Here is a 15,900-nt window from a genome sequence, read left to right on the forward strand (position 1 = left end):
GCTGCTGGAGTGAGACTCAGCGGTCGCCGAACGGCGCCAGCAGCCGCCGCAGCAGCCCGGCGAGGTCCTTCTGGGCGGACGGCGGCAGGTCGGCGAGCAGCTCACGCTCGGCGTCGAGCAGGGTGGTGAACGCGCCGTCGACCGCGGCCTTGCCCTCGGTGGTGAGCCGGACCAGCACCCCGCGCCGGTCCTCGGGGTCCGGATGACGCTCGACGAGCCCGCGCGCGGCCAGCCGGTCCACCCGGTTGGTCATCGTCCCGCTCGTCACCAGCGTCTCGCGCAGCAGTCGTCCCGGGGAGAGCTCGTAGGGCGGCCCGGCCCGGCGCAGCGCGGCCAGCACGTCGAACTCCCACGACTCGATGTCGTACTGGCTGAAGGCCTCGCTGCGGACCTTGTCGAGGCGCCGGGCGAGCCGCGAGATCCGGCTGAAGATCGCGACCGGCGCGAGGTCCAGGTCCGTCCGCTCGCGCGACCACGCCTCGGAGAGCTCGTCGACCTCGTCGCGCATGGCCGCCACGATACCGCCTTGTCAAGAATCTTGACATCAAGATACTTTGGTCGCACGATGGACCGGTGACGCACTCGAAGACGCATACCTGGGATCCCGATCGCTACATGACCTACGCCGACGAGCGGGGCCGCCCCTTCGTGGAGCTGGTGTCGAGGGTCGCCGCCGTCTCGCCCCATCGGGTGGTCGACCTCGGCTGCGGGCCCGGCAACCTCACCGCCCTGCTCGCCGCCCGGTGGCCCGGCGCCACCGTGACCGGTCTCGACTCGAGCCCGGAGATGATCGAGGCGGCGCGTCGGGACGTGCCCGGGCTCGAGTTCGAGGTGGCCGACCTGCGCGGCTGGCGTCCGGACGAGCAGGTCGACGTCCTGGTCTCCAACGCGACCCTGCAGTGGGTGCCCGGCCATCTCGACCTGCTGCCCGCCCTCGTGGCGACGGTGGCTCCCGGCGGCTGGTTGGCGTTCCAGGTGCCGGGCAACTTCGACGAGCCCAGCCATACCATCCGGCGCGACCTCGCCGCCGAGCCGGCGTACGCCGCCCACACCGCCGGTGTCGCGGTGCCCGACTCGCACCGGCCGGCCGACTACTACGACGCCCTCGCGGGGATCGGCTGCACGGTCGACGCCTGGGAGACGACCTACCTGCACGTCCTGAGCGGGCCGGACCCGGTCTTCACCTGGGTCTCCGGCACCGGCGCCCGGCCGACGCTGCAGGCGCTGCCGGCCGAGCTGCGGCCCGGGTTCGAGGCGGAGTTCAAGGCGCGGCTGGCGGCGGCGTACCCGACTCGTGCCGACGGCACCGTGCTCCTGCCGTTCCGCCGGGTCTTCGTGGTCGCGCAGGTGCCCTAGACGGCAGTAGCCTCAGGGTCCGTAACCGAACGACGTATCGGGACGTTCACTCGGCGTATACCTGCACGGACCACCGAGGGAGCCAAGCGATGGCAGATGCGCCGGATCGGACCCTGGTCGTCAACCGGGTCAAGCGGGCCCAGGGGCAGCTGGCCGGCATCCTCCGGATGATCGAGGAGGGCCGCGACGTCCAGGAGGTCATCAACCAGCTCAAGGCGGTGACCCGGGCGTTGGACCGGGCCGGCTTCGCGATCATCGCCATGGAGCTTCGCCAGGCGATCGCGCAGGACCGGGTCGACGACGACGAGCTCGCGCGGCTCGAGGCGCTCTACCTGTCGCTCGCCTGACCGTTCTGGCCTGGCCGACGCCCGCCGGTGGGCGTCGAGACTCACCAATTGGCTGTGGTCGGGTTCCCGAGACAGCCAATCGGTGAGTCTCGACGACGCCGCCATGGTTACCCGTGAGTAATATGTTCGCATGAGTCAGGTCCTCGACCTCTGGCACAAGACCAGCAGGATCCCGGTCGTCGGCCCGTGGGCGTTCTCCTTCGCCTTCGGCCAGAAGGCGCCCTACTTCGCCACCATCCGGCCGCGCTTCACCGTGCTCGAGCCCAACCACGCCGAGCTCGTGATCCCCAAACGCCGCCGGGTGCACAACCACCTCGGCACGGTCCACGCGATCGCACTGTGCAACGGGCTCGAGGCGGCGATGGGCGCGCTGGCCGAGGTCACGATCCCCAGTGACAAGCGGTGGATCCCCAAGGGCATGGAGGTCGCCTACACCGCCAAGGCGACCAGTGACATCACGTGCCACGCCCAGACCCAGCCGGAGCAGTGGACCTCCGACGACCCGGACCTCCCGGTGAAGGTCTGGGGGACGACTGACGACGGGACAGTGGTCATCGAGGGCGTGATCCGCCTCTGGGTGACCCCGCGCCCGCCACGATCCGGCGACTAGGTGGTGGCGCCCGCGGGCGCCATCAGTGCCGCGCCGCCCCCATCTGCTCCGTCGGCGGGGCGGCCGCTCGAGCTCCCCAGTCGGCGCTCGACGTAGACCGCGAGCCGGCTGAGTGCGTAGTTGATGGCGATGAACATGATCGCGATGATGAACAGGCTCTGGATGGGGTTGTCGAGCACCTGGGAGATCTGGTTGCCGCGGCGCAGGAGCTCGAGGTAGCCGAGCCCGATCACGGCGGCCAGCGACGTGTCCTTGAGGATGACGACCAGCTGGCTGATGAGCGCGGGCAGCATGATCCGGAAGGCCTGGGGGAGCAGGACGGAGCGCATCACCTGCCCCTCGGTGAGCCCGATGGCCCGGGCCGCTTCACCCTGTCCCCGAGGCAGCGCGGCCACCCCGGCGCGCAGGATCTCCGCGATGATCACCGAGTTGTAGAGCGTGAGGCCGATCACCAGGTACCACAGCGCCCGCTCTCCGGGCAGCACACTGATGTCCACACCTAGCTCGACGATGGCACGCCAGACGAAGACGATCGTGACCACGACCGGCAGCCCCCGGAACAGCTCGATGAACCCGATGATCGGGACCCGGCCCCACCGGCCGAGCATCATCCGGCCGACCCCGAGCAGCACACCCAGGACGAGCGACAGCAGGATCGCGAGCGCGGCCGCCACCAGCGTCGCCACCGCACCCTTGCCCACCAGCGACCAGACGTCGCCGAACTCATCGGACGAGGGGTTGATCCATGGGCCCCACAGCTCGCTGTCGAACTGGCCGCGGTCCGCGAGGCGCCGGAATACGACGAACGCGAGCAGGGCGAAGCCGAGGAGCACGACTACGGTGCCGACGAGCTCGCGGCGCCGGGCGCGTGGTCCCGGCGCGTCGTAGAGAACGGTCTCGTGGCTCATCGGGTGATCGCCACTTTCCGCTCGATGACGGCGAGGATGGCGCCGCCCGTCAGCGTGATCACGAGGTAGCCGATGGCTACCCCAGTGAGCACCGGGATGTAGGGGTAGCCCTGAGCGCTGGTGAGGTCTTTCCCGACGCTCCAGAGGTCCCGGCCGACCCCGAACGCGCCGACGACCGCGGAGTTCTTGAACATGGCGATCTGGACGCTCCCGAGCGGAGGAACGGCGGAGCGCAATGCCTGCGGGAGCACGACCTGGGTCATCGTCTGGCCGAACCTCAGCCCGACGGAGCGAGCCGCCTCGGCCTGCCCGGCGTCGACGGAGTTGATCCCCGACCGGATCGCCTCGCAGACGAACGCCGAGGTGTAGAGGACCAGGCCCACGACGCCGAAGGTGTAGAAGGAGTAGTTGACCTCCACCTCGGGCAGCCCGAAAGCCATGAAGAACAGCACGATGGTGAGCGGGCAGTTGCGGAAGATCGTTACCCAGCCCGCGCCGAACGCGCGCAGCGAGGCGATCGGGGAGACCCGGAAGGCAGCGATGACGGTCCCGAGCACCAGGGATCCCACCATGCTCCAGCCGATGATGCCGAGGGAGCGCAGGAACCCGGACCAGTAGAGGTCCAGGTTCTCGGTGACCGCCTCCACCGGCGCCTCCTCTCGGCTGTGCGGTGGGGGCGCCGGGCGGCGCCCCCACCTCTCGAGCTCAGTGCGTCAGACGCAGGGTGCGGGTTCGGGCAGCTCGGGCGTCTCGGTGCCCTCGTTCTGTCCCGCGGTGGCCTCCCAAGCAGCGACGTACTCTTCCTCGTTCTCCTGGAGCGTCTCGTTGATGAACTCGCAGAAGTCGACGTCGCCCTTCGAGATGCCGATGCCGTAGGGCTCCTCGGTGAACTGCTCGCCGACGAGCTTGAACTCGCCGTCACTCTGGGCGACGAAGCCGAGCAGGATCACGTTGTCGGTCGTGACCACGTCGACCTGGCCGTTGCTGAGAGCGTCGGCGCACTTGTCGTAGATGTCGAACAGCACCAGCTGGTCGGGACTGGCGAGGTACTCCTTGATCTGCTCCGACGGCGTCGACCCGGTCACCGAGCAGACCTTCGAGTCCGGGTTGTCGGCGAGGTCCTCGGGTCCGGAGATCGTGTCGTTGTCCGCGGCGACCATGAGCTGCTGGCCGGCCACGTAGTACGGCCCGGCGAAGGTGATCCGCTGCGCCCGCTCCTCGTTGATCGTGTACGTCGCGACGACCATGTCGACGTCGCCGTCCTCGATCACCTGCTCGCGGATGTCCGAGGTCGACTCCACCCACTCGATGTCCTCGGGCGCGATCCCCATGGCGCCGGCGATGATCTTGGCAACCTCGACGTCGAATCCCTCGGGCACGTCGTCGAGGCCGAGCAGGCCGAATCCGGGCTGGTCGAACTTGGTCCCCACCTTCATCGTCCCCGCGCTCGAGAGTTCGGCCATCGTCGTACCGGCCGGGAACTCGGCGTCCTCGACGACTTCGGGCTCCGCGTCATCGTCGTCGCCGCAGGCCGCCAGAGCCAGGCTCAGGACGGCTGCCGCAAGGACCGCGGTGATCTTCTGCAATCGCATGTTCTCTCCTTCATGCGCCCGAGACGGGCTGGTTGGGTGGAGCGTCAGTGCTTGAGGATCTTGCCGAGGAAGTCCTTGGCCCGGTCGGTCTGCGGGTTGGTGAAGAACTCCTCGGGGGTGTTCTCCTCCACGATCGCCCCCTCGGACATGAAGACCACGCGGTCCGCAGCCGTGCGGGCGAACCCCATTTCGTGGGTCACCACGACCATCGTCATGCCGCGCTTGGCCAGGTCGACCATCACCTCGAGGACCTCGGAGATCATCTCGGGGTCCAGCGCCGAGGTGGGCTCGTCGAACAGCATCACCTTGGGGTCCATCGCCAGCGCCCGGGCGATCGCCACTCGCTGCTGCTGACCCCCGGAGAGCTGAGCGGGATGCTTCGCCGACTGGTGCGCGACACCAACCCGGTCGAGGAGCTCGTTGGCTCTCGCCTTGGCCTCAGCGGGTTTCTTGCCGCGAACCTTGATCGGACCCAGGGTGACGTTCTCGAGGATCGTCTTGTGGGCGAAGAGGTTGAAGCTCTGGAAGACCATGCCCACCTCGGCGCGCAGGGCGGCGAGCTCCTTGCCTTCTTCAGGCAGCGGCTGCCCGTCGAGGGTGATCGTGCCCTCGTCGATGGGCTCGAGGCGGTTGATCGCCCGGCACAGCGTGGACTTGCCCGAGCCGGACGGACCGATGACCACGACGACCTCGCCGCGGCGGACGGAGAGGTTGATGTCCTTGAGCACGTGCAGCTCGCCGAACCACTTGTTGACGCCCTTGAGCACGACAAGCGCGTCCCCGGAAGTGGGATTGTCTTCCCCGCCCGGATGCCCAGTCATCGGTTCAACCTAACCCGGTTCGTCCGGGCTGGCGACGCCCGGTGCGAGGCGGTGTCCGATCGTTACCTCGGCAAGACCGGTTCGCCAGTCCGTCAGTGCACAGATCCGCCACGAAGATCCACGGAACCTTCGACCCCTACCTTGCGTCTAGACACGACGGCAGAGGAGGCGGGTGGGCAAGGACGAGGAGTACGCCGAGTTCGTCAGTGCACGCTGGCTGACGCTGGTCCGCGCTGCCCTGGCGCTGGGCTGCACGCTCCCCGAGGCCGAGGACCTGGCCCAGACGACGATGATCAAGGTCTACGTCGCGTGGTCGAAGGTCACCAGGGCCGACCACCGCGACGCCTACGTCTCGAAGATGCTGGTCAACGCCCACCGGGACACCTTCCGGCGGCGGCGGGAGACACCGGTCGCCAGCCTTCCTGAGACGGCCGGGCCGGACGACACCGCGGCCCTGGACAGCGGGGACGCCATCAACCGCGCCGTACGGCGGCTCAGCCAGGGGCAGCGCGAGGTGATCGCCCTGCGCTACTTCGTCCGACTCACGGAGCCCGAGATCGCCGCCGCGCTCGGGGTCGCGGCCGGCACGGTCAAGAGCCGCCTCTCCCGCGCACTCGCGGCGCTGTCGGTCGACTCGGACCTGACGGACCTGCGTGACGGAGGAAGCACATGAACCACGACGAAGCCACGCGCTACTTCGACGCGCTGGGTGCAGTGACCCAGAGTCGGCCGCCGGTCTCTGACCTCGTCATCGCCGGCCAGACTGCCGAACGCCGCAAGCGACGCTGGACCGTCATGGCTTCCGTGGCCGCGGTGGCGCTGGTCCTCGGGGGCGGAACCGCGGTCCAGCAGGTGGTGGCAGGGGACGATGAGCAGCCGAAGCCGCCCCCGGAGCAGGCCGCTGACGTGCCGGTTGCGCCCGACGGCATGCGCTTCGCCGGGATGGGACGAGTCGTCGTCGCCGTCCCCGAGTCGTGGGGCAAGGAGCACGAGTGCGCACCCGACGTCATCGGACCGGCAACAGCCTGCCAACGGGGCGAGGACTCCACGGCGACCCTGAGCTTCTTCACGCTGGCGGATCTGTACAACACCGAGATCGACGGTCCGCACGACAGCACCTACAACGGGGTCGACGTCATCGAGGGTCCGCTCGCCTGCCCGCCCACCGCCAGCTGCGTAGGGCCGATGCCGTACGCCGTGCAAATACCCAGCCAGGGCGTTGGCTTCATGTTGGGCGGCAGCTACAGCCCGATGCGGGCCGCCATCGTCGAGTCCATCCGTCTGCTGCCCGAGGGTTTCACGACGGTGCCCTACCTCCCACCGGGGCTCACGCGCCGTGAGGCCGAACGCGTGGTCGAGGCGGCGGGGCTGGAGGTCCACCTCAACGGTCCCGATGTGAACACGTCGATCGCGGGTACGGAACCGGCTGCCGGCTTCGTCGTGCGGGTCTCGTCCACCGTGACCCTCCTCCGGGCGGCCGGCGGGTCGAGTTCGTCAGTACCGCAAGCCTTGACGTGCCCGACGGAGATGCGCGCCGCAGCCGATGCTCCGTTCTTCGACGAGTCCGCCCCCGGGGCGACGACGCCGGAAGCCGCGGTCGAGGCTTGGCTGGAGGGCGCGTTCGGACGGTCCTTCGGCCCCGAGTACGTCATGGACGAGGACAAGAAGCACGCGTGGATCCTCAGAGCGGACGGGACCGCCGAGGCTCGCGTGACGGTGAAGCTGACCGCGGGCGGCGGCTACTTCTACTACGGGCACGAGGCCTGCGGGTAGGCGCTGACGCAGCGTGATTCCGGTCCGGCCAACCAGCCGCCGTACCCTTGACGACTGACATGCGCACCTACGAGGTCCGCACCTACGGGTGCCAGATGAACGTCCACGACTCCGAGCGGCTCAGCGGGCTGCTGGAGGACGCGGGCTACCTTCGTGCGGCCAAGGACCAGCAGGCCGATGTGGTCGTCTTCAACACCTGCGCGGTGCGTGAGAACGCCGACAACAAGCTCTACGGCAACCTCGGGCACCTCGCGCCGGTCAAGGCCAAGCACCCCGGCATGCAGATCGCGGTCGGTGGCTGCCTGGCGCAGAAGGACCGCGCGACGATCACCGAGAAGGCGCCGTGGGTCGACGTCGTCTTCGGGACGCACAACATCGGCAGCCTGCCGGCGCTGCTCGACCGGGCCCGGGCCAACGACGAGGCGCAGGTCGAGATCCTCGAGTCGCTCGACGTCTTCCCCAGCACGCTGCCGACCCGTCGCGAGTCGGCGTACGCCGCCTGGGTGTCGGTGAGCGTCGGGTGCAACAACACCTGCACGTTTTGCATCGTCCCGGCGCTGCGCGGCAAGGAGAAGGACCGCCGGCCGGGCGAGATCCTGGCCGAGGTCGAGGCCCTGGTCGCCGAGGGCGTCAGCGAGATCACCTTGCTGGGCCAGAACGTCAACGCCTACGGCGTCGAGTTCGGCGACCGCCAGGCTTTCTCCAAGCTGCTGCGCGCGTGTGGCGACATCGACGGCCTGGAGCGGGTGAGGTTCACCAGCCCGCACCCGGCCGAGTTCACCGACGACGTCATCGAGGCGATGGCGCAGACGCCCAACGTGATGCCGAGCCTGCACATGCCGCTGCAGTCCGGCTCCGACAAGGTGCTCCGGGACATGCGCCGCTCCTACCGGCAGAGCAAGTACCTCGGGATCATCGAGCGGGTCCGCGAGGCGATCCCGCACGCGGCCATCACGACCGACATCATCGTCGGCTTCCCGGGCGAGACCGAGGACGACTTCCAGGCCACCCTCGACGTGGTGCGCGAGGCGAGGTTCGCCGGCGCGTTCACGTTCCAATACTCCAAGCGGCCCGGCACTCCTGCCGCCACGCTGCCCGGCCAGATCGGCCCCGACGTCGTGAAGGACCGCTACCAGCGGCTGGTCGAGGTCGCCGACGACGTCGCGTGGTCGGAGAACAAGGCACTGGTCGGCACAACCGTCGAGCTGATGGTCGCCGAGGGCGAGGGCCGCAAGGACGCGGCCACCCAGCGGCTCTCCGGGCGAGCCCGCGACAACCGCCTCGTGCACTTCGCGACGATGCGCGACGACGTACGACCCGGCGACGTGGTCACCACGACGGTCACGTACGCCGCGCCCCACCACCTGGTGGCGGACGGTGAGCCCGTCGACGTGCGGCGCACCCGGTCGGGAGACGCCTGGGAGGCGCGGCACGCCGCGCCTCCCAGCCCCCCAGGCGTGACGCTCGGCATGCCGAGCGTCGGAGTGCCGACCGAGGCGTCCGCAGACCTGCCCCCATTGCAGGTCTGCGGAGTCCCCGGTCCGGCCTGACCCGACCTCCCCGTTAGGTCAGCTCTTGTGGGGCCTCGGCCCGGTGCCGCGGTACGTACTCGCAGATGCTCGGAGTGAACGGGCGCACCGGCTCCTGGGCGCGGTCGAGCCAGTCCTTGACGTCGACGACCTGGGTCGGCTGGGCCGGCATCGTGGTCGTGCTCCTGTCGGTCTTCTCGATCTGAGCTGTTGCCAGCATCTCGGTTCCCTCCCTGGTGTTCCCCCCACCGGACACGGGTGCGTCCGGTGCCCTACGTCAGTCGCGCATGGTTCGCGCAAGGTTGCGCAGCCCTCGGTACTGCAGCTGCTTGACGGCTCCCTCCGTCGTGTCCAGCAGGTCCGCGACCTCGCTGGTGGTGAGCTCCCCGAGGAACCGCAGCTCGACTACTCGTCGTTGGCCGGTCGGCAGCTCGGCCAGCGCCGACCGCACCCGCTCGCGGTTGAGCAGCGCGATCAGCTCCGCTTCCGCGTTGTCCGAGACGTCCTCACGGCGGCTCATGTCCTCCGCCTGCTCGAGGCGGTTGCGACTCGCCCTGTGGTGGTCGACGACCAGGTTGCGGGCGATCCGCAGCAGCCAGGCCAGGAACAGCGCGGGTTCCAGCTGGTAGCTCTTGATCGCTCGCAAGGCACGGAAGAACGTGTCGGCGGTCAGGTCCTCGGTCAGCGGCGTCGACCGCGTCCGCCCGTAGATGGCCCGGTAGACGGAGGCGTGGTAGCGGTCGTAGAGCAGGCCGAACGCCTCCGCGTCTCCGAGGCGGGCACGATCGACGATCGAGGCCAGCCCAACGGCGTCGTCGGACGGCTGCCGACGACGTTCGTCCTCCACCGGAGCCGGCATGGCGGAGCCGGACCCAGGCGCGACGGACCCCAAGGACACAACAAGCACGATCTCTCCCGAACTGGGCGTGTCCTCGCTGACTATTGAGGGGTCAGCAGCGAGTGGTGCAAGCCTCCGCCGAGAGCAACGCCCACGACGTGCGAAACACGCGTTCGTCACTGACCTGTGGGGAACGGAACCGCGCGGGTAACAGGACGACGCTCAGCGATGGCCGGTTCCGGTCTAGTCCGCGCCCCGACCGCGGCCACGCCCCGACCCCAGTTGCTCCTTGACGCTCTGCGGCCGGGTGCTCAGACTTCTTGGAGACCTAGGGGGTCGGGGGAGAGGTACGCCGTGAAAGCTGCGGTTGCGGCCGCTGCTGCCGTCAGGCAGGCGAGCCCGCGCACGACCAAGCGGTTCCGGCGCGCCCTCTCGCAGACGGGTGAGACCGACCTGCAGGGGATCGTCGACCTGCTCAGGAGCGTGTGCGAGGTCGAGATCGCCGCGATCGGCGTCCTCGACCAGGGGGCCTTCCACTACCTGGTCCTCGCGGGCACGGATCCGTTGTCCAACCCCGTCGAGCTCTCGCTGTGCCAGCACTCGATGACCACGCCGGGCGTGTTCGTCATCCCGGACACCCACCAGGACGAGCGCACCCGGGACAACCCGTTCGCCAACGGGGTCCGGATGACGCTGCGGTTCTATGCGTCCGCACCGGTCAACGCACCGGACGGCACCACGGTGGGCCGCCTCTGTCTGTTCGACACCCGTCCCCGGGAGCTCGCCCCGGTGCCCGAGCAGGCGTTGCTGACCCTGGCCGACGTCGTCGGCAAGATCCTCCAGCTGCGGCTGGACCGGCTCGACGAGGCCGAGGCGATCCCGCTGGGCCGTGACCTCGAGATGGCCGCGCGGGTCAGCCACGACCTGCGGCTGCCCCTCGCCGCGCTCGAGGCGAACCTGGAGATGCTGGAGGAGAACCTCGACGGTGACGCCGCCCTCGCCGACCGGCTTATCAGCCGTGCCCGCGGGTCGGTGGACCGGATGTCAGGCCTCGTCGACGGTCTGATGCGGCTCCACGAGCTCACCGCGGAGGCGGAGCGTTCGGAGGTGGATCTGGCGGTCGTCGCCGCGAGGGTGTGCGCCGATCTCGGGCCCATGGTCGAGGAGGCTGACGCCGCCGTGCACATCGGCGCGCTCCCGACGGTGCGCGCCGACCCGGACCTCATGTACTCGGCGCTCCTCAACCTGGTGAGCAACGCAGTGAAGTTCGCACGTCCCGGTGTCGCGCCGGTGGTGACGATGCGCAGCAGCCGCGTCGACGGCGGTTGGCGGATCAGCGTCGTGGACAACGGCATCGGCGTCCCCGCGGACCAGCGGGAGACCGTGTTCGGGCTGTTCACCCGCCTCACCGACAAGCCAGGACACGGCATCGGCCTGACGACGGTCGCCCAGATCGTCCGGGCGCACGGCGGGACCACCGGCGTCGATGACGCCGACGGACCGGGCAGCGAGTTCTGGTTCGAGCTGCCCGACTCCTGAGTCAGTGCTCGGCAGCCCGCGGGTCGCGGCTGGGGTAGGCGGCCTTCGGCTCGAGGCCCTCGGGGTTGTGCTCGACCTCACCGGGCCGCTGCTCCGGCGACTTGTCGTCTTCGGTCCTCCTGACCGGCCTCGTGTCGCGTACGCCGTGCGTGCCGACCTGGCCCGGCCCGGTGGGCCCGACCCGTTCGCTGCTGACGCCCATGCCGGTGGGCGGGAGCCCGTGGGAGTGGTCGTAGTCGCTCATGTCGGGGCGGTACCCAGACTCAGGCGGGCGACTCGTCCTCCGGCGCCACGTCCTCGCCGTCCTTCGTGGCCTCGGTGTCGGTGTCCTCGCCCTCCTTGAGGACCGCGGGTGCTGCGGGCTCGACGGCGGGGTTCTTGTCCGGGTCGAGGTCCGCCGCGGTCACGTCGTCCTCCTGCGGGAGCGCGTCCGCCCCGCCCGGGTTGGGCTCGCGCGGCTCGGTCTCCGCGTCGGGCATCTCGCCCAGCGCGTCGGCGTCCTGTGTCGGCAGCGTCTCGTCACCCATGCTGGTCTCCCGTTCCCGAGTCGAACCCGAAGGTCATGTACGGCGGCGCGCCGCCGTTCTTCACAGCCTGCAACACCTGGAGCTCGTGCGGCACCACCGGGTCGGGGAGGTCGTCGAGCCGGCACCACCTCAGGCCGGCGCACTTGGCCGGCTCGACGATGCGTGGTTCGCCGGTCCAGCGGCGAGCGGTGAAGAAGAAGTCGATCCGCTCGTCGATCGGCTCGGCGCTCCTGGTCCGCTGCATGGACGTCACGAAAGTGAGGTCGAGGTCCTCGACGCCGATCTCCTCGCGGGCCTCGCGGTGCGCGGCGGCGTAGGCCGTCTCGCCCTTCTCGACGTGCCCGGCCGCGGCCGCGGCCCAGTGGTCGTCCATGTAGCCGGTGTTCTGCCGCAGCTGCAGGAGCACCTCGGGACCGGCGTCGCGGTCGCGCAGGAGGAAGACGTAGGCCGCTGGCACGACCACGAAGCGGCCGTGGTGGTCAGGCGAGGTCGTCGTCCTTGCCGTCGAGCGAGTCGAGAGCGTCGGCGGCCTTGTCCTGGGCGACGTCGACCTTGTCCTCGTACTTGCCACCGGTCTTGTCGTCGACCACGTCACCGGCCTTGTCGATCCCGTCCTCGACCTTGTCGCTGTGGCCGTCGATCAGGTCGGAGATCTTCTCCTTGGCGTCATCCAGAAAACCCATGCGGAGCTCCTACGGAAGGGCGGTCCCGGGAGGAGCCGCGTGGTTGCGACACTAGCCACGTGGCAGCCCCCGTCAAAGCGGCCCCGTGACCACGGCCTCCAGGTGAACGCTCGACCCCCGATCGTCGCGGTCGTCGGCGCCACGGCGTCCGGCAAGACCGAACTGTCCCTCGACCTGGCCGAGCGGCTCGGCGGCGAGGTCGTCAACACCGACGCGATGCAGCTCTACCGCGGCATGGACGTCGGGACCGCGAAGCTCCCGGTCACCGAGCGGCGCGGGATCCGGCACCATCTGCTGGACGTGCTCGCGGTCACCGAGCCCGCGAGCGTCGCGGTCTTCCAGCAGCAGGCCCGGGAGGTGATCGCCGACCTGCGCCACCGCGGGGTCACCCCGGTGCTGGTGGGCGGCTCGGCGCTCTACACCCGGGCGGTGCTGGACCAGTTCGACTTCCCGGGCACCGACCAGGAGGTCAGGGGCCGCTGGGAGGCCGAGCTGCTCCGCGTGGGAGCCCCGGCTCTCCACGCTGTCCTCGCCGGTCGTGACCCGGAGGCAGCGGCGGGCATCCTGCCCGACAACGGCCGGCGCATCGTGCGCGCGCTCGAGGTGGGTGAGCTGACCGGCCGGTCCTTCACGGCATCGCTCCCGCAGCCGGCGTACGTCGACGCACGCTCGGTCCAGATCGGGGTCGACATCGACCGCGGTGAGCTGGACCGGCGGATCGAGGCGCGCGTCGACGCGATGTTCGACACCGGTCTCGTCGAGGAGGTGCGGCGCCTACTGGACGCGGGGCTCGCGGAGGGCCGGACGGCGCCCCGCGCGATCGGCTACCGGGAGGTGGCGGCATACCTCCGCGGGGAGGCGACCGAGGACGAGGCGCGGGAGGCCACCAAGGCGGCGACCCGACGGTTCGCCAGGCGCCAGGATTCGTGGTTCCGCAAGGACCCGCGCGTGGTGTGGGTGAGGTGGGACGACCCCGGCCGTACCGACCGGGCGTTGGCCGCGGTCCGGGCGACCTGAGCAAGATCGGTCGGGCCCGGCGACCGCTGCCGGGGTCAGACTGGGCGCATGAGTGAGTCGTACGCCGGCCGGGACCGGTTGCGCGAGCTGCTCGACGCGGTGCTCGACGAGGACAACGCCACGTTGGGGCAGATGGCCGGTGGCGCCCACTCCTCGCCGTTCCACTTCAGCCGCCAGCTGAGCAGGGCCGCCTACGAGCCGCCGGTGGCGATGCGCCGCCGGGTGATGCTGGAACGCGCGGCCTACCAGCTGCGCCGGGGGACGTCGGTGACCGACACCGCGTTCGCCGCCGGCTACGAGTCGGTCGAGGGCTTCAGCCGGGCCTTCCAGCGGGCCTACGGCCACCTGCCCAGCCAGCTGCCCGAGACCGGCGGCCACTGGCTGCCCGCGCCCAACGGGATCCACTTCCACCCACCCACGTCGCTGTGGGTGCACGCCAAGGAGCAGACGATGAGCGCCCTCACCGAACAGCTGGTCGCCCACGACCTCGACGACACCCGCGCGCTGCTCGACGTCGCCAAGGGCCTCCCCGACGAGGACTACCGCCGCGCGCAGCTGCCCGGCAACACCACCCTCAGCTGGGACGGTCCGGAGGAGTCGCTGGCCGACGTGCTCACCAAGGTCGTGTTCACCAAGGAGGTCTGGCTGGCCGCCATCGAGGGCACGGACTTCCCGCCGGAGCGGGGCAACGACCCCGCCACGCTGGTCGAGCGGCACGAGGACGCCGCCCCGCGCTGGCTCGCCGCGGTCCGTGACTTCGACCGCCGTGGGGCGTGGGACGACCGGCTGATCGACGCACTGTGTGACCCGCCCGAGAGCTTCGTGATCAGCAGCGTGGTCGCGCACGTGCTGACCTACTCCGCCCACCGCCGCCAGCTGGCCCACCAGCTGGTCCGCGGGCTGGGCCACGAGATCGACACCGGCGACCCGATCAACTGGTTGCGGGTGCGGATGGGCGAGGAACCCGGGGTGGGCGCGTGACCAGGACCGTCTACTACACCGCCACCACGCTCGACGGCTTCATCGCCGACGACCAGGACTCGCTGGCCTGGCTGTTCGTCCAGGACCAGGAGCCGACGGGCCCGCTCAACTACGACGAGTTCTTCGCCGGCGTCGGTGCCGGCTGCATGGGGTCGACGACGTACGAGTGGATCCTCGAGCACGAGAAGGGGAGCTGGACCTACACCGTGCCGATGTGGGTCTTCACCCACCGCGAGCTGCCGCCCAACCCGGGTGTCACCTTCGTCCGCGACGACGTGCGCCCGGTCCACGAGCAGATGGCGGCCGCGACCGGCGGCAAGGACGTCTGGGTCGTGGGAGGTGGGGGGCTCGCGGGCCAGTTCGCCGACGCTGGGCTGCTCGACGAGGTCATCACCTATGTCGCGCCGGTGACGCTCGGCTCCGGCCGGCCGTTGCTGCCGCGGCGGCTGGAGCTGCGGCTGGAGGAGACCCAGCCCAACAAGGCGTTCATCACCGCGCGCTTCTCGGTCGTCGGACCCGGCACCTGGGGGACCTGATCGCGGCTACCGTCCGGTCATGAGCCTTCCCCTGCCCGGTGCGGACCGCACCTGCGTCGTCACCGGTGCATCCCAGGGCATCGGTGCGGAGATCGCCCGCCAGCTCGTCGGCCGCGGCCACCACGTCACGCTGGTCGCCCGCTCGGCCGACAAGCTCGAGGCGCTCGCCGCCGAGATCAAGAGCAGGGGCGGTCGGGCCGCCGTCCTGACCGCGGACCTCGCGGACCGCCCGGCGCGGGCCGGCCTGCTCGACCGGGTCACCGAGCTCGGCCTGACCGCCGACGTACTGGTCAACAACGCCGGCTTCTCCACCTTGGGCCCGGTCGCGAAGTCCGACCCCGAGGCCGAGATGCAGATGGTCGAGGTCGACGTCGTGGCCGTGGTCGACCTCTGCAGCCGCCTCCTGCCCGGCATGGTGCGGCGTGGTCGCGGCGCGATCCTCAACGTGGCGAGCACGGCGGCCTTCCAGCCGCTGCCCGGCCAGGCGGGCTACGGCGCCGGCAAGGCGTTCGTGCTGTCCTACACCCAGAGCCTCGCCGGCGAGCTCCGCGGCTCGGGCGTCAGCGCGACCACGCTGTGCCCGGGGCCGGTGCACACCGGCTTCGGGGAGCGGGCCGGCTTCTCCAAGGAGGACGCCGAGTCGGCGCTGCCCAAGGTCATGTGGGTCGACGCGGCCGAGGTCGCGCGGGTCGCCGTCGACGCCATGGACAAGGGCCGGCTGGTGGCGATCCCCGGCGCGGCCAACCGGATCACCGCCGCCCTCGCCCAGGTGACGCCGCGGTCGCTGCTGCTGCCGGCGCTCGCCAAGGGACACCCCGGCCTGCGCTGACCCCTACCCTTGTC

Annotated in this window: 22 protein-coding genes; 11 read left to right on the forward strand and 11 right to left on the reverse strand. The window is 70.3% G+C overall.

All coding sequences use genetic code 11. The features are described from left to right. Nucleotides 1-16 precede the first annotated feature (16 nt). The gene (locus tag ACYVC6_RS10085; RefSeq protein WP_460713574.1) at nucleotides 17-508 is read right to left on the reverse strand and encodes a MarR family winged helix-turn-helix transcriptional regulator; all 492 of its coding nucleotides are present in this window, start codon (nucleotides 506-508) and stop codon (nucleotides 17-19) included. Between the two features lie 65 nt (nucleotides 509-573). Here ACYVC6_RS10085 and ACYVC6_RS10090 point away from each other — a divergent pair, with 65 nt between their 5' ends. The 3 genes from ACYVC6_RS10090 (at nucleotide 574) to ACYVC6_RS10100 (ending at nucleotide 2,313) form a co-directional block, all read left to right on the forward strand. Further along, on the forward strand, nucleotides 574-1,356 hold the full coding sequence (locus tag ACYVC6_RS10090; protein ID WP_460713576.1) for a trans-aconitate 2-methyltransferase: 783 nt from the start codon (nucleotides 574-576) through the stop codon (nucleotides 1,354-1,356). Nucleotides 1,357-1,445: 89 nt separating this feature from the next. Further along, complete coding sequence (locus ACYVC6_RS10095; RefSeq protein ID WP_460713578.1) at nucleotides 1,446-1,703, forward strand: metal-sensitive transcriptional regulator; 258 nt, start codon at nucleotides 1,446-1,448, stop codon at nucleotides 1,701-1,703. A gap of 130 nt (nucleotides 1,704-1,833) precedes the next feature. Then, on the forward strand, nucleotides 1,834-2,313 hold the full coding sequence (locus tag ACYVC6_RS10100) for a hotdog fold domain-containing protein (RefSeq protein ID WP_460713580.1): 480 nt from the start codon (nucleotides 1,834-1,836) through the stop codon (nucleotides 2,311-2,313). Here the strand turns inward: ACYVC6_RS10100 and ACYVC6_RS10105 are convergent. From ACYVC6_RS10105 to ACYVC6_RS10120, 4 genes are all read right to left on the reverse strand, one after another. Then, complete coding sequence (locus ACYVC6_RS10105) at nucleotides 2,310-3,221, reverse strand: amino acid ABC transporter permease (protein WP_460713582.1); 912 nt, start codon at nucleotides 3,219-3,221, stop codon at nucleotides 2,310-2,312. The genes ACYVC6_RS10100 and ACYVC6_RS10105 overlap by 4 nt on opposite strands. Further along, complete coding sequence (locus ACYVC6_RS10110; RefSeq protein ID WP_460713584.1) at nucleotides 3,218-3,868, reverse strand: amino acid ABC transporter permease; 651 nt, start codon at nucleotides 3,866-3,868, stop codon at nucleotides 3,218-3,220. The genes ACYVC6_RS10105 and ACYVC6_RS10110 overlap by 4 nt, the downstream gene beginning before the upstream one ends. Before the next feature lie 66 nt (nucleotides 3,869-3,934). Then, nucleotides 3,935-4,813 carry a glutamate ABC transporter substrate-binding protein gene (locus tag ACYVC6_RS10115; protein ID WP_460713586.1) on the reverse strand — a complete coding sequence of 293 codons (879 nt, stop codon included), beginning with the start codon at nucleotides 4,811-4,813 and terminating at the stop codon, nucleotides 3,935-3,937. A 44-nt stretch (nucleotides 4,814-4,857) separates the two neighbouring features. Continuing rightward, complete coding sequence (locus ACYVC6_RS10120) at nucleotides 4,858-5,634, reverse strand: amino acid ABC transporter ATP-binding protein (protein WP_460713588.1); 777 nt, start codon at nucleotides 5,632-5,634, stop codon at nucleotides 4,858-4,860. A 172-nt stretch (nucleotides 5,635-5,806) separates the two neighbouring features. Between ACYVC6_RS10120 and ACYVC6_RS10125 the strand changes: the two genes are divergently transcribed. The 3 genes from ACYVC6_RS10125 to miaB are packed head-to-tail and all read left to right on the forward strand — an operon-like array spanning nucleotide 5,807 to nucleotide 8,957. Continuing rightward, the gene (locus tag ACYVC6_RS10125) at nucleotides 5,807-6,307 is read left to right on the forward strand and encodes a SigE family RNA polymerase sigma factor (protein WP_460713590.1); all 501 of its coding nucleotides are present in this window, start codon (nucleotides 5,807-5,809) and stop codon (nucleotides 6,305-6,307) included. Then, nucleotides 6,304-7,407: a hypothetical protein gene (locus ACYVC6_RS10130; protein WP_460713592.1), complete on the forward strand. Its 1,104-nt coding sequence runs from the start codon at nucleotides 6,304-6,306 to the stop codon at nucleotides 7,405-7,407. Before ACYVC6_RS10125 ends, ACYVC6_RS10130 begins: the two co-directional genes overlap by 4 nt. 59 nt (nucleotides 7,408-7,466) lie before the next feature. Continuing rightward, entirely contained in the window at nucleotides 7,467-8,957 is a 1,491-nt protein-coding gene (gene miaB, locus ACYVC6_RS10135) for a tRNA (N6-isopentenyl adenosine(37)-C2)-methylthiotransferase MiaB (RefSeq protein ID WP_460713594.1), read from the forward strand. Between the two features lie 13 nt (nucleotides 8,958-8,970). On the opposite strand, the gene ACYVC6_RS10140 is transcribed toward miaB, so the two are convergent. Then, nucleotides 8,971-9,156 (reverse strand): hypothetical protein, encoded by a 186-nt coding sequence (locus ACYVC6_RS10140; protein WP_460713596.1) that lies wholly within the window; start codon nucleotides 9,154-9,156, stop codon nucleotides 8,971-8,973. 57 nt (nucleotides 9,157-9,213) lie between these two features. After that, nucleotides 9,214-9,795: an RNA polymerase sigma factor gene (locus ACYVC6_RS10145; RefSeq protein WP_460713598.1), complete on the reverse strand. Its 582-nt coding sequence runs from the start codon at nucleotides 9,793-9,795 to the stop codon at nucleotides 9,214-9,216. Between the two features lie 333 nt (nucleotides 9,796-10,128). Here ACYVC6_RS10145 and ACYVC6_RS10150 point away from each other — a divergent pair, with 333 nt between their 5' ends. Beyond that, the gene (locus ACYVC6_RS10150; RefSeq protein ID WP_460713600.1) at nucleotides 10,129-11,313 is read left to right on the forward strand and encodes an ATP-binding protein; all 1,185 of its coding nucleotides are present in this window, start codon (nucleotides 10,129-10,131) and stop codon (nucleotides 11,311-11,313) included. Between the two features lies 1 nt (nucleotide 11,314). On the opposite strand, the gene ACYVC6_RS10155 is transcribed toward ACYVC6_RS10150, so the two are convergent. The 4 genes from ACYVC6_RS10155 to ACYVC6_RS10170 are packed head-to-tail and all read right to left on the reverse strand — an operon-like array spanning nucleotide 11,315 to nucleotide 12,523. Then, complete coding sequence (locus tag ACYVC6_RS10155) at nucleotides 11,315-11,557, reverse strand: hypothetical protein (RefSeq protein WP_460713602.1); 243 nt, start codon at nucleotides 11,555-11,557, stop codon at nucleotides 11,315-11,317. Between the two features lie 19 nt (nucleotides 11,558-11,576). Next, the gene (locus ACYVC6_RS10160; protein WP_460713604.1) at nucleotides 11,577-11,840 is read right to left on the reverse strand and encodes a hypothetical protein; all 264 of its coding nucleotides are present in this window, start codon (nucleotides 11,838-11,840) and stop codon (nucleotides 11,577-11,579) included. Beyond that, nucleotides 11,833-12,303, reverse strand: a complete 471-nt coding sequence (locus ACYVC6_RS10165; protein ID WP_460713606.1) for an NUDIX hydrolase — start codon at nucleotides 12,301-12,303, stop codon at nucleotides 11,833-11,835. Before ACYVC6_RS10165 ends, ACYVC6_RS10160 begins: the two co-directional genes overlap by 8 nt. A gap of 16 nt (nucleotides 12,304-12,319) precedes the next feature. Continuing rightward, nucleotides 12,320-12,523: an antitoxin gene (locus tag ACYVC6_RS10170; protein WP_460713608.1), complete on the reverse strand. Its 204-nt coding sequence runs from the start codon at nucleotides 12,521-12,523 to the stop codon at nucleotides 12,320-12,322. 102 nt (nucleotides 12,524-12,625) lie between these two features. Here ACYVC6_RS10170 and miaA point away from each other — a divergent pair, with 102 nt between their 5' ends. From miaA to ACYVC6_RS10190, 4 genes are read left to right on the forward strand one after another with little or no spacing between them, the layout of a single operon-like run. Then, nucleotides 12,626-13,540, forward strand: coding sequence for a tRNA (adenosine(37)-N6)-dimethylallyltransferase MiaA (miaA, locus tag ACYVC6_RS10175; RefSeq protein ID WP_460713610.1), 915 nt, complete (start codon nucleotides 12,626-12,628; stop codon nucleotides 13,538-13,540). Nucleotides 13,541-13,588: 48 nt separating this feature from the next. Then, complete coding sequence (locus ACYVC6_RS10180; protein ID WP_460713612.1) at nucleotides 13,589-14,521, forward strand: helix-turn-helix domain-containing protein; 933 nt, start codon at nucleotides 13,589-13,591, stop codon at nucleotides 14,519-14,521. Continuing rightward, entirely contained in the window at nucleotides 14,518-15,057 is a 540-nt protein-coding gene (locus tag ACYVC6_RS10185; protein WP_460713614.1) for a dihydrofolate reductase family protein, read from the forward strand. Before ACYVC6_RS10180 ends, ACYVC6_RS10185 begins: the two co-directional genes overlap by 4 nt. A gap of 19 nt (nucleotides 15,058-15,076) precedes the next feature. Next, complete coding sequence (locus ACYVC6_RS10190; RefSeq protein ID WP_460713616.1) at nucleotides 15,077-15,886, forward strand: SDR family NAD(P)-dependent oxidoreductase; 810 nt, start codon at nucleotides 15,077-15,079, stop codon at nucleotides 15,884-15,886. Nucleotides 15,887-15,900 lie beyond the last annotated feature (14 nt).

The sequence above is a fragment of the Nocardioides dilutus genome (genome assembly GCF_054779555.1).

What these genes read in the sequence shown, in the direction of transcription:
- ACYVC6_RS10140 (WP_460713596.1), bottom strand. Translation starts at nt 9,156, where the DNA reads ATGCTGGCAACAGCTCAGATCGAGAAGACCGACAGGAGCACGACCACG.
- ACYVC6_RS10095 (WP_460713578.1), top strand. Translation starts at nt 1,446, where the DNA reads ATGGCAGATGCGCCGGATCGGACCCTGGTCGTCAACCGGGTCAAGCGG.
- ACYVC6_RS10155 (WP_460713602.1), bottom strand. Translation starts at nt 11,557, where the DNA reads ATGAGCGACTACGACCACTCCCACGGGCTCCCGCCCACCGGCATGGGC.
- ACYVC6_RS10190 (WP_460713616.1), top strand. Translation starts at nt 15,077, where the DNA reads ATGAGCCTTCCCCTGCCCGGTGCGGACCGCACCTGCGTCGTCACCGGT.
- miaB (WP_460713594.1), top strand. Translation starts at nt 7,467, where the DNA reads ATGCGCACCTACGAGGTCCGCACCTACGGGTGCCAGATGAACGTCCAC.
- ACYVC6_RS10105 (WP_460713582.1), bottom strand. Translation starts at nt 3,221, where the DNA reads ATGAGCCACGAGACCGTTCTCTACGACGCGCCGGGACCACGCGCCCGG.
- ACYVC6_RS10145 (WP_460713598.1), bottom strand. Translation starts at nt 9,795, where the DNA reads ATGCCGGCTCCGGTGGAGGACGAACGTCGTCGGCAGCCGTCCGACGAC.
- ACYVC6_RS10120 (WP_460713588.1), bottom strand. Translation starts at nt 5,634, where the DNA reads ATGACTGGGCATCCGGGCGGGGAAGACAATCCCACTTCCGGGGACGCG.
- ACYVC6_RS10180 (WP_460713612.1), top strand. Translation starts at nt 13,589, where the DNA reads ATGAGTGAGTCGTACGCCGGCCGGGACCGGTTGCGCGAGCTGCTCGAC.
- ACYVC6_RS10085 (WP_460713574.1), bottom strand. Translation starts at nt 508, where the DNA reads ATGCGCGACGAGGTCGACGAGCTCTCCGAGGCGTGGTCGCGCGAGCGG.
- ACYVC6_RS10160 (WP_460713604.1), bottom strand. Translation starts at nt 11,840, where the DNA reads ATGGGTGACGAGACGCTGCCGACACAGGACGCCGACGCGCTGGGCGAG.
- ACYVC6_RS10100 (WP_460713580.1), top strand. Translation starts at nt 1,834, where the DNA reads ATGAGTCAGGTCCTCGACCTCTGGCACAAGACCAGCAGGATCCCGGTC.
- ACYVC6_RS10170 (WP_460713608.1), bottom strand. Translation starts at nt 12,523, where the DNA reads ATGGGTTTTCTGGATGACGCCAAGGAGAAGATCTCCGACCTGATCGAC.
- ACYVC6_RS10130 (WP_460713592.1), top strand. Translation starts at nt 6,304, where the DNA reads ATGAACCACGACGAAGCCACGCGCTACTTCGACGCGCTGGGTGCAGTG.
- ACYVC6_RS10115 (WP_460713586.1), bottom strand. Translation starts at nt 4,813, where the DNA reads ATGCGATTGCAGAAGATCACCGCGGTCCTTGCGGCAGCCGTCCTGAGC.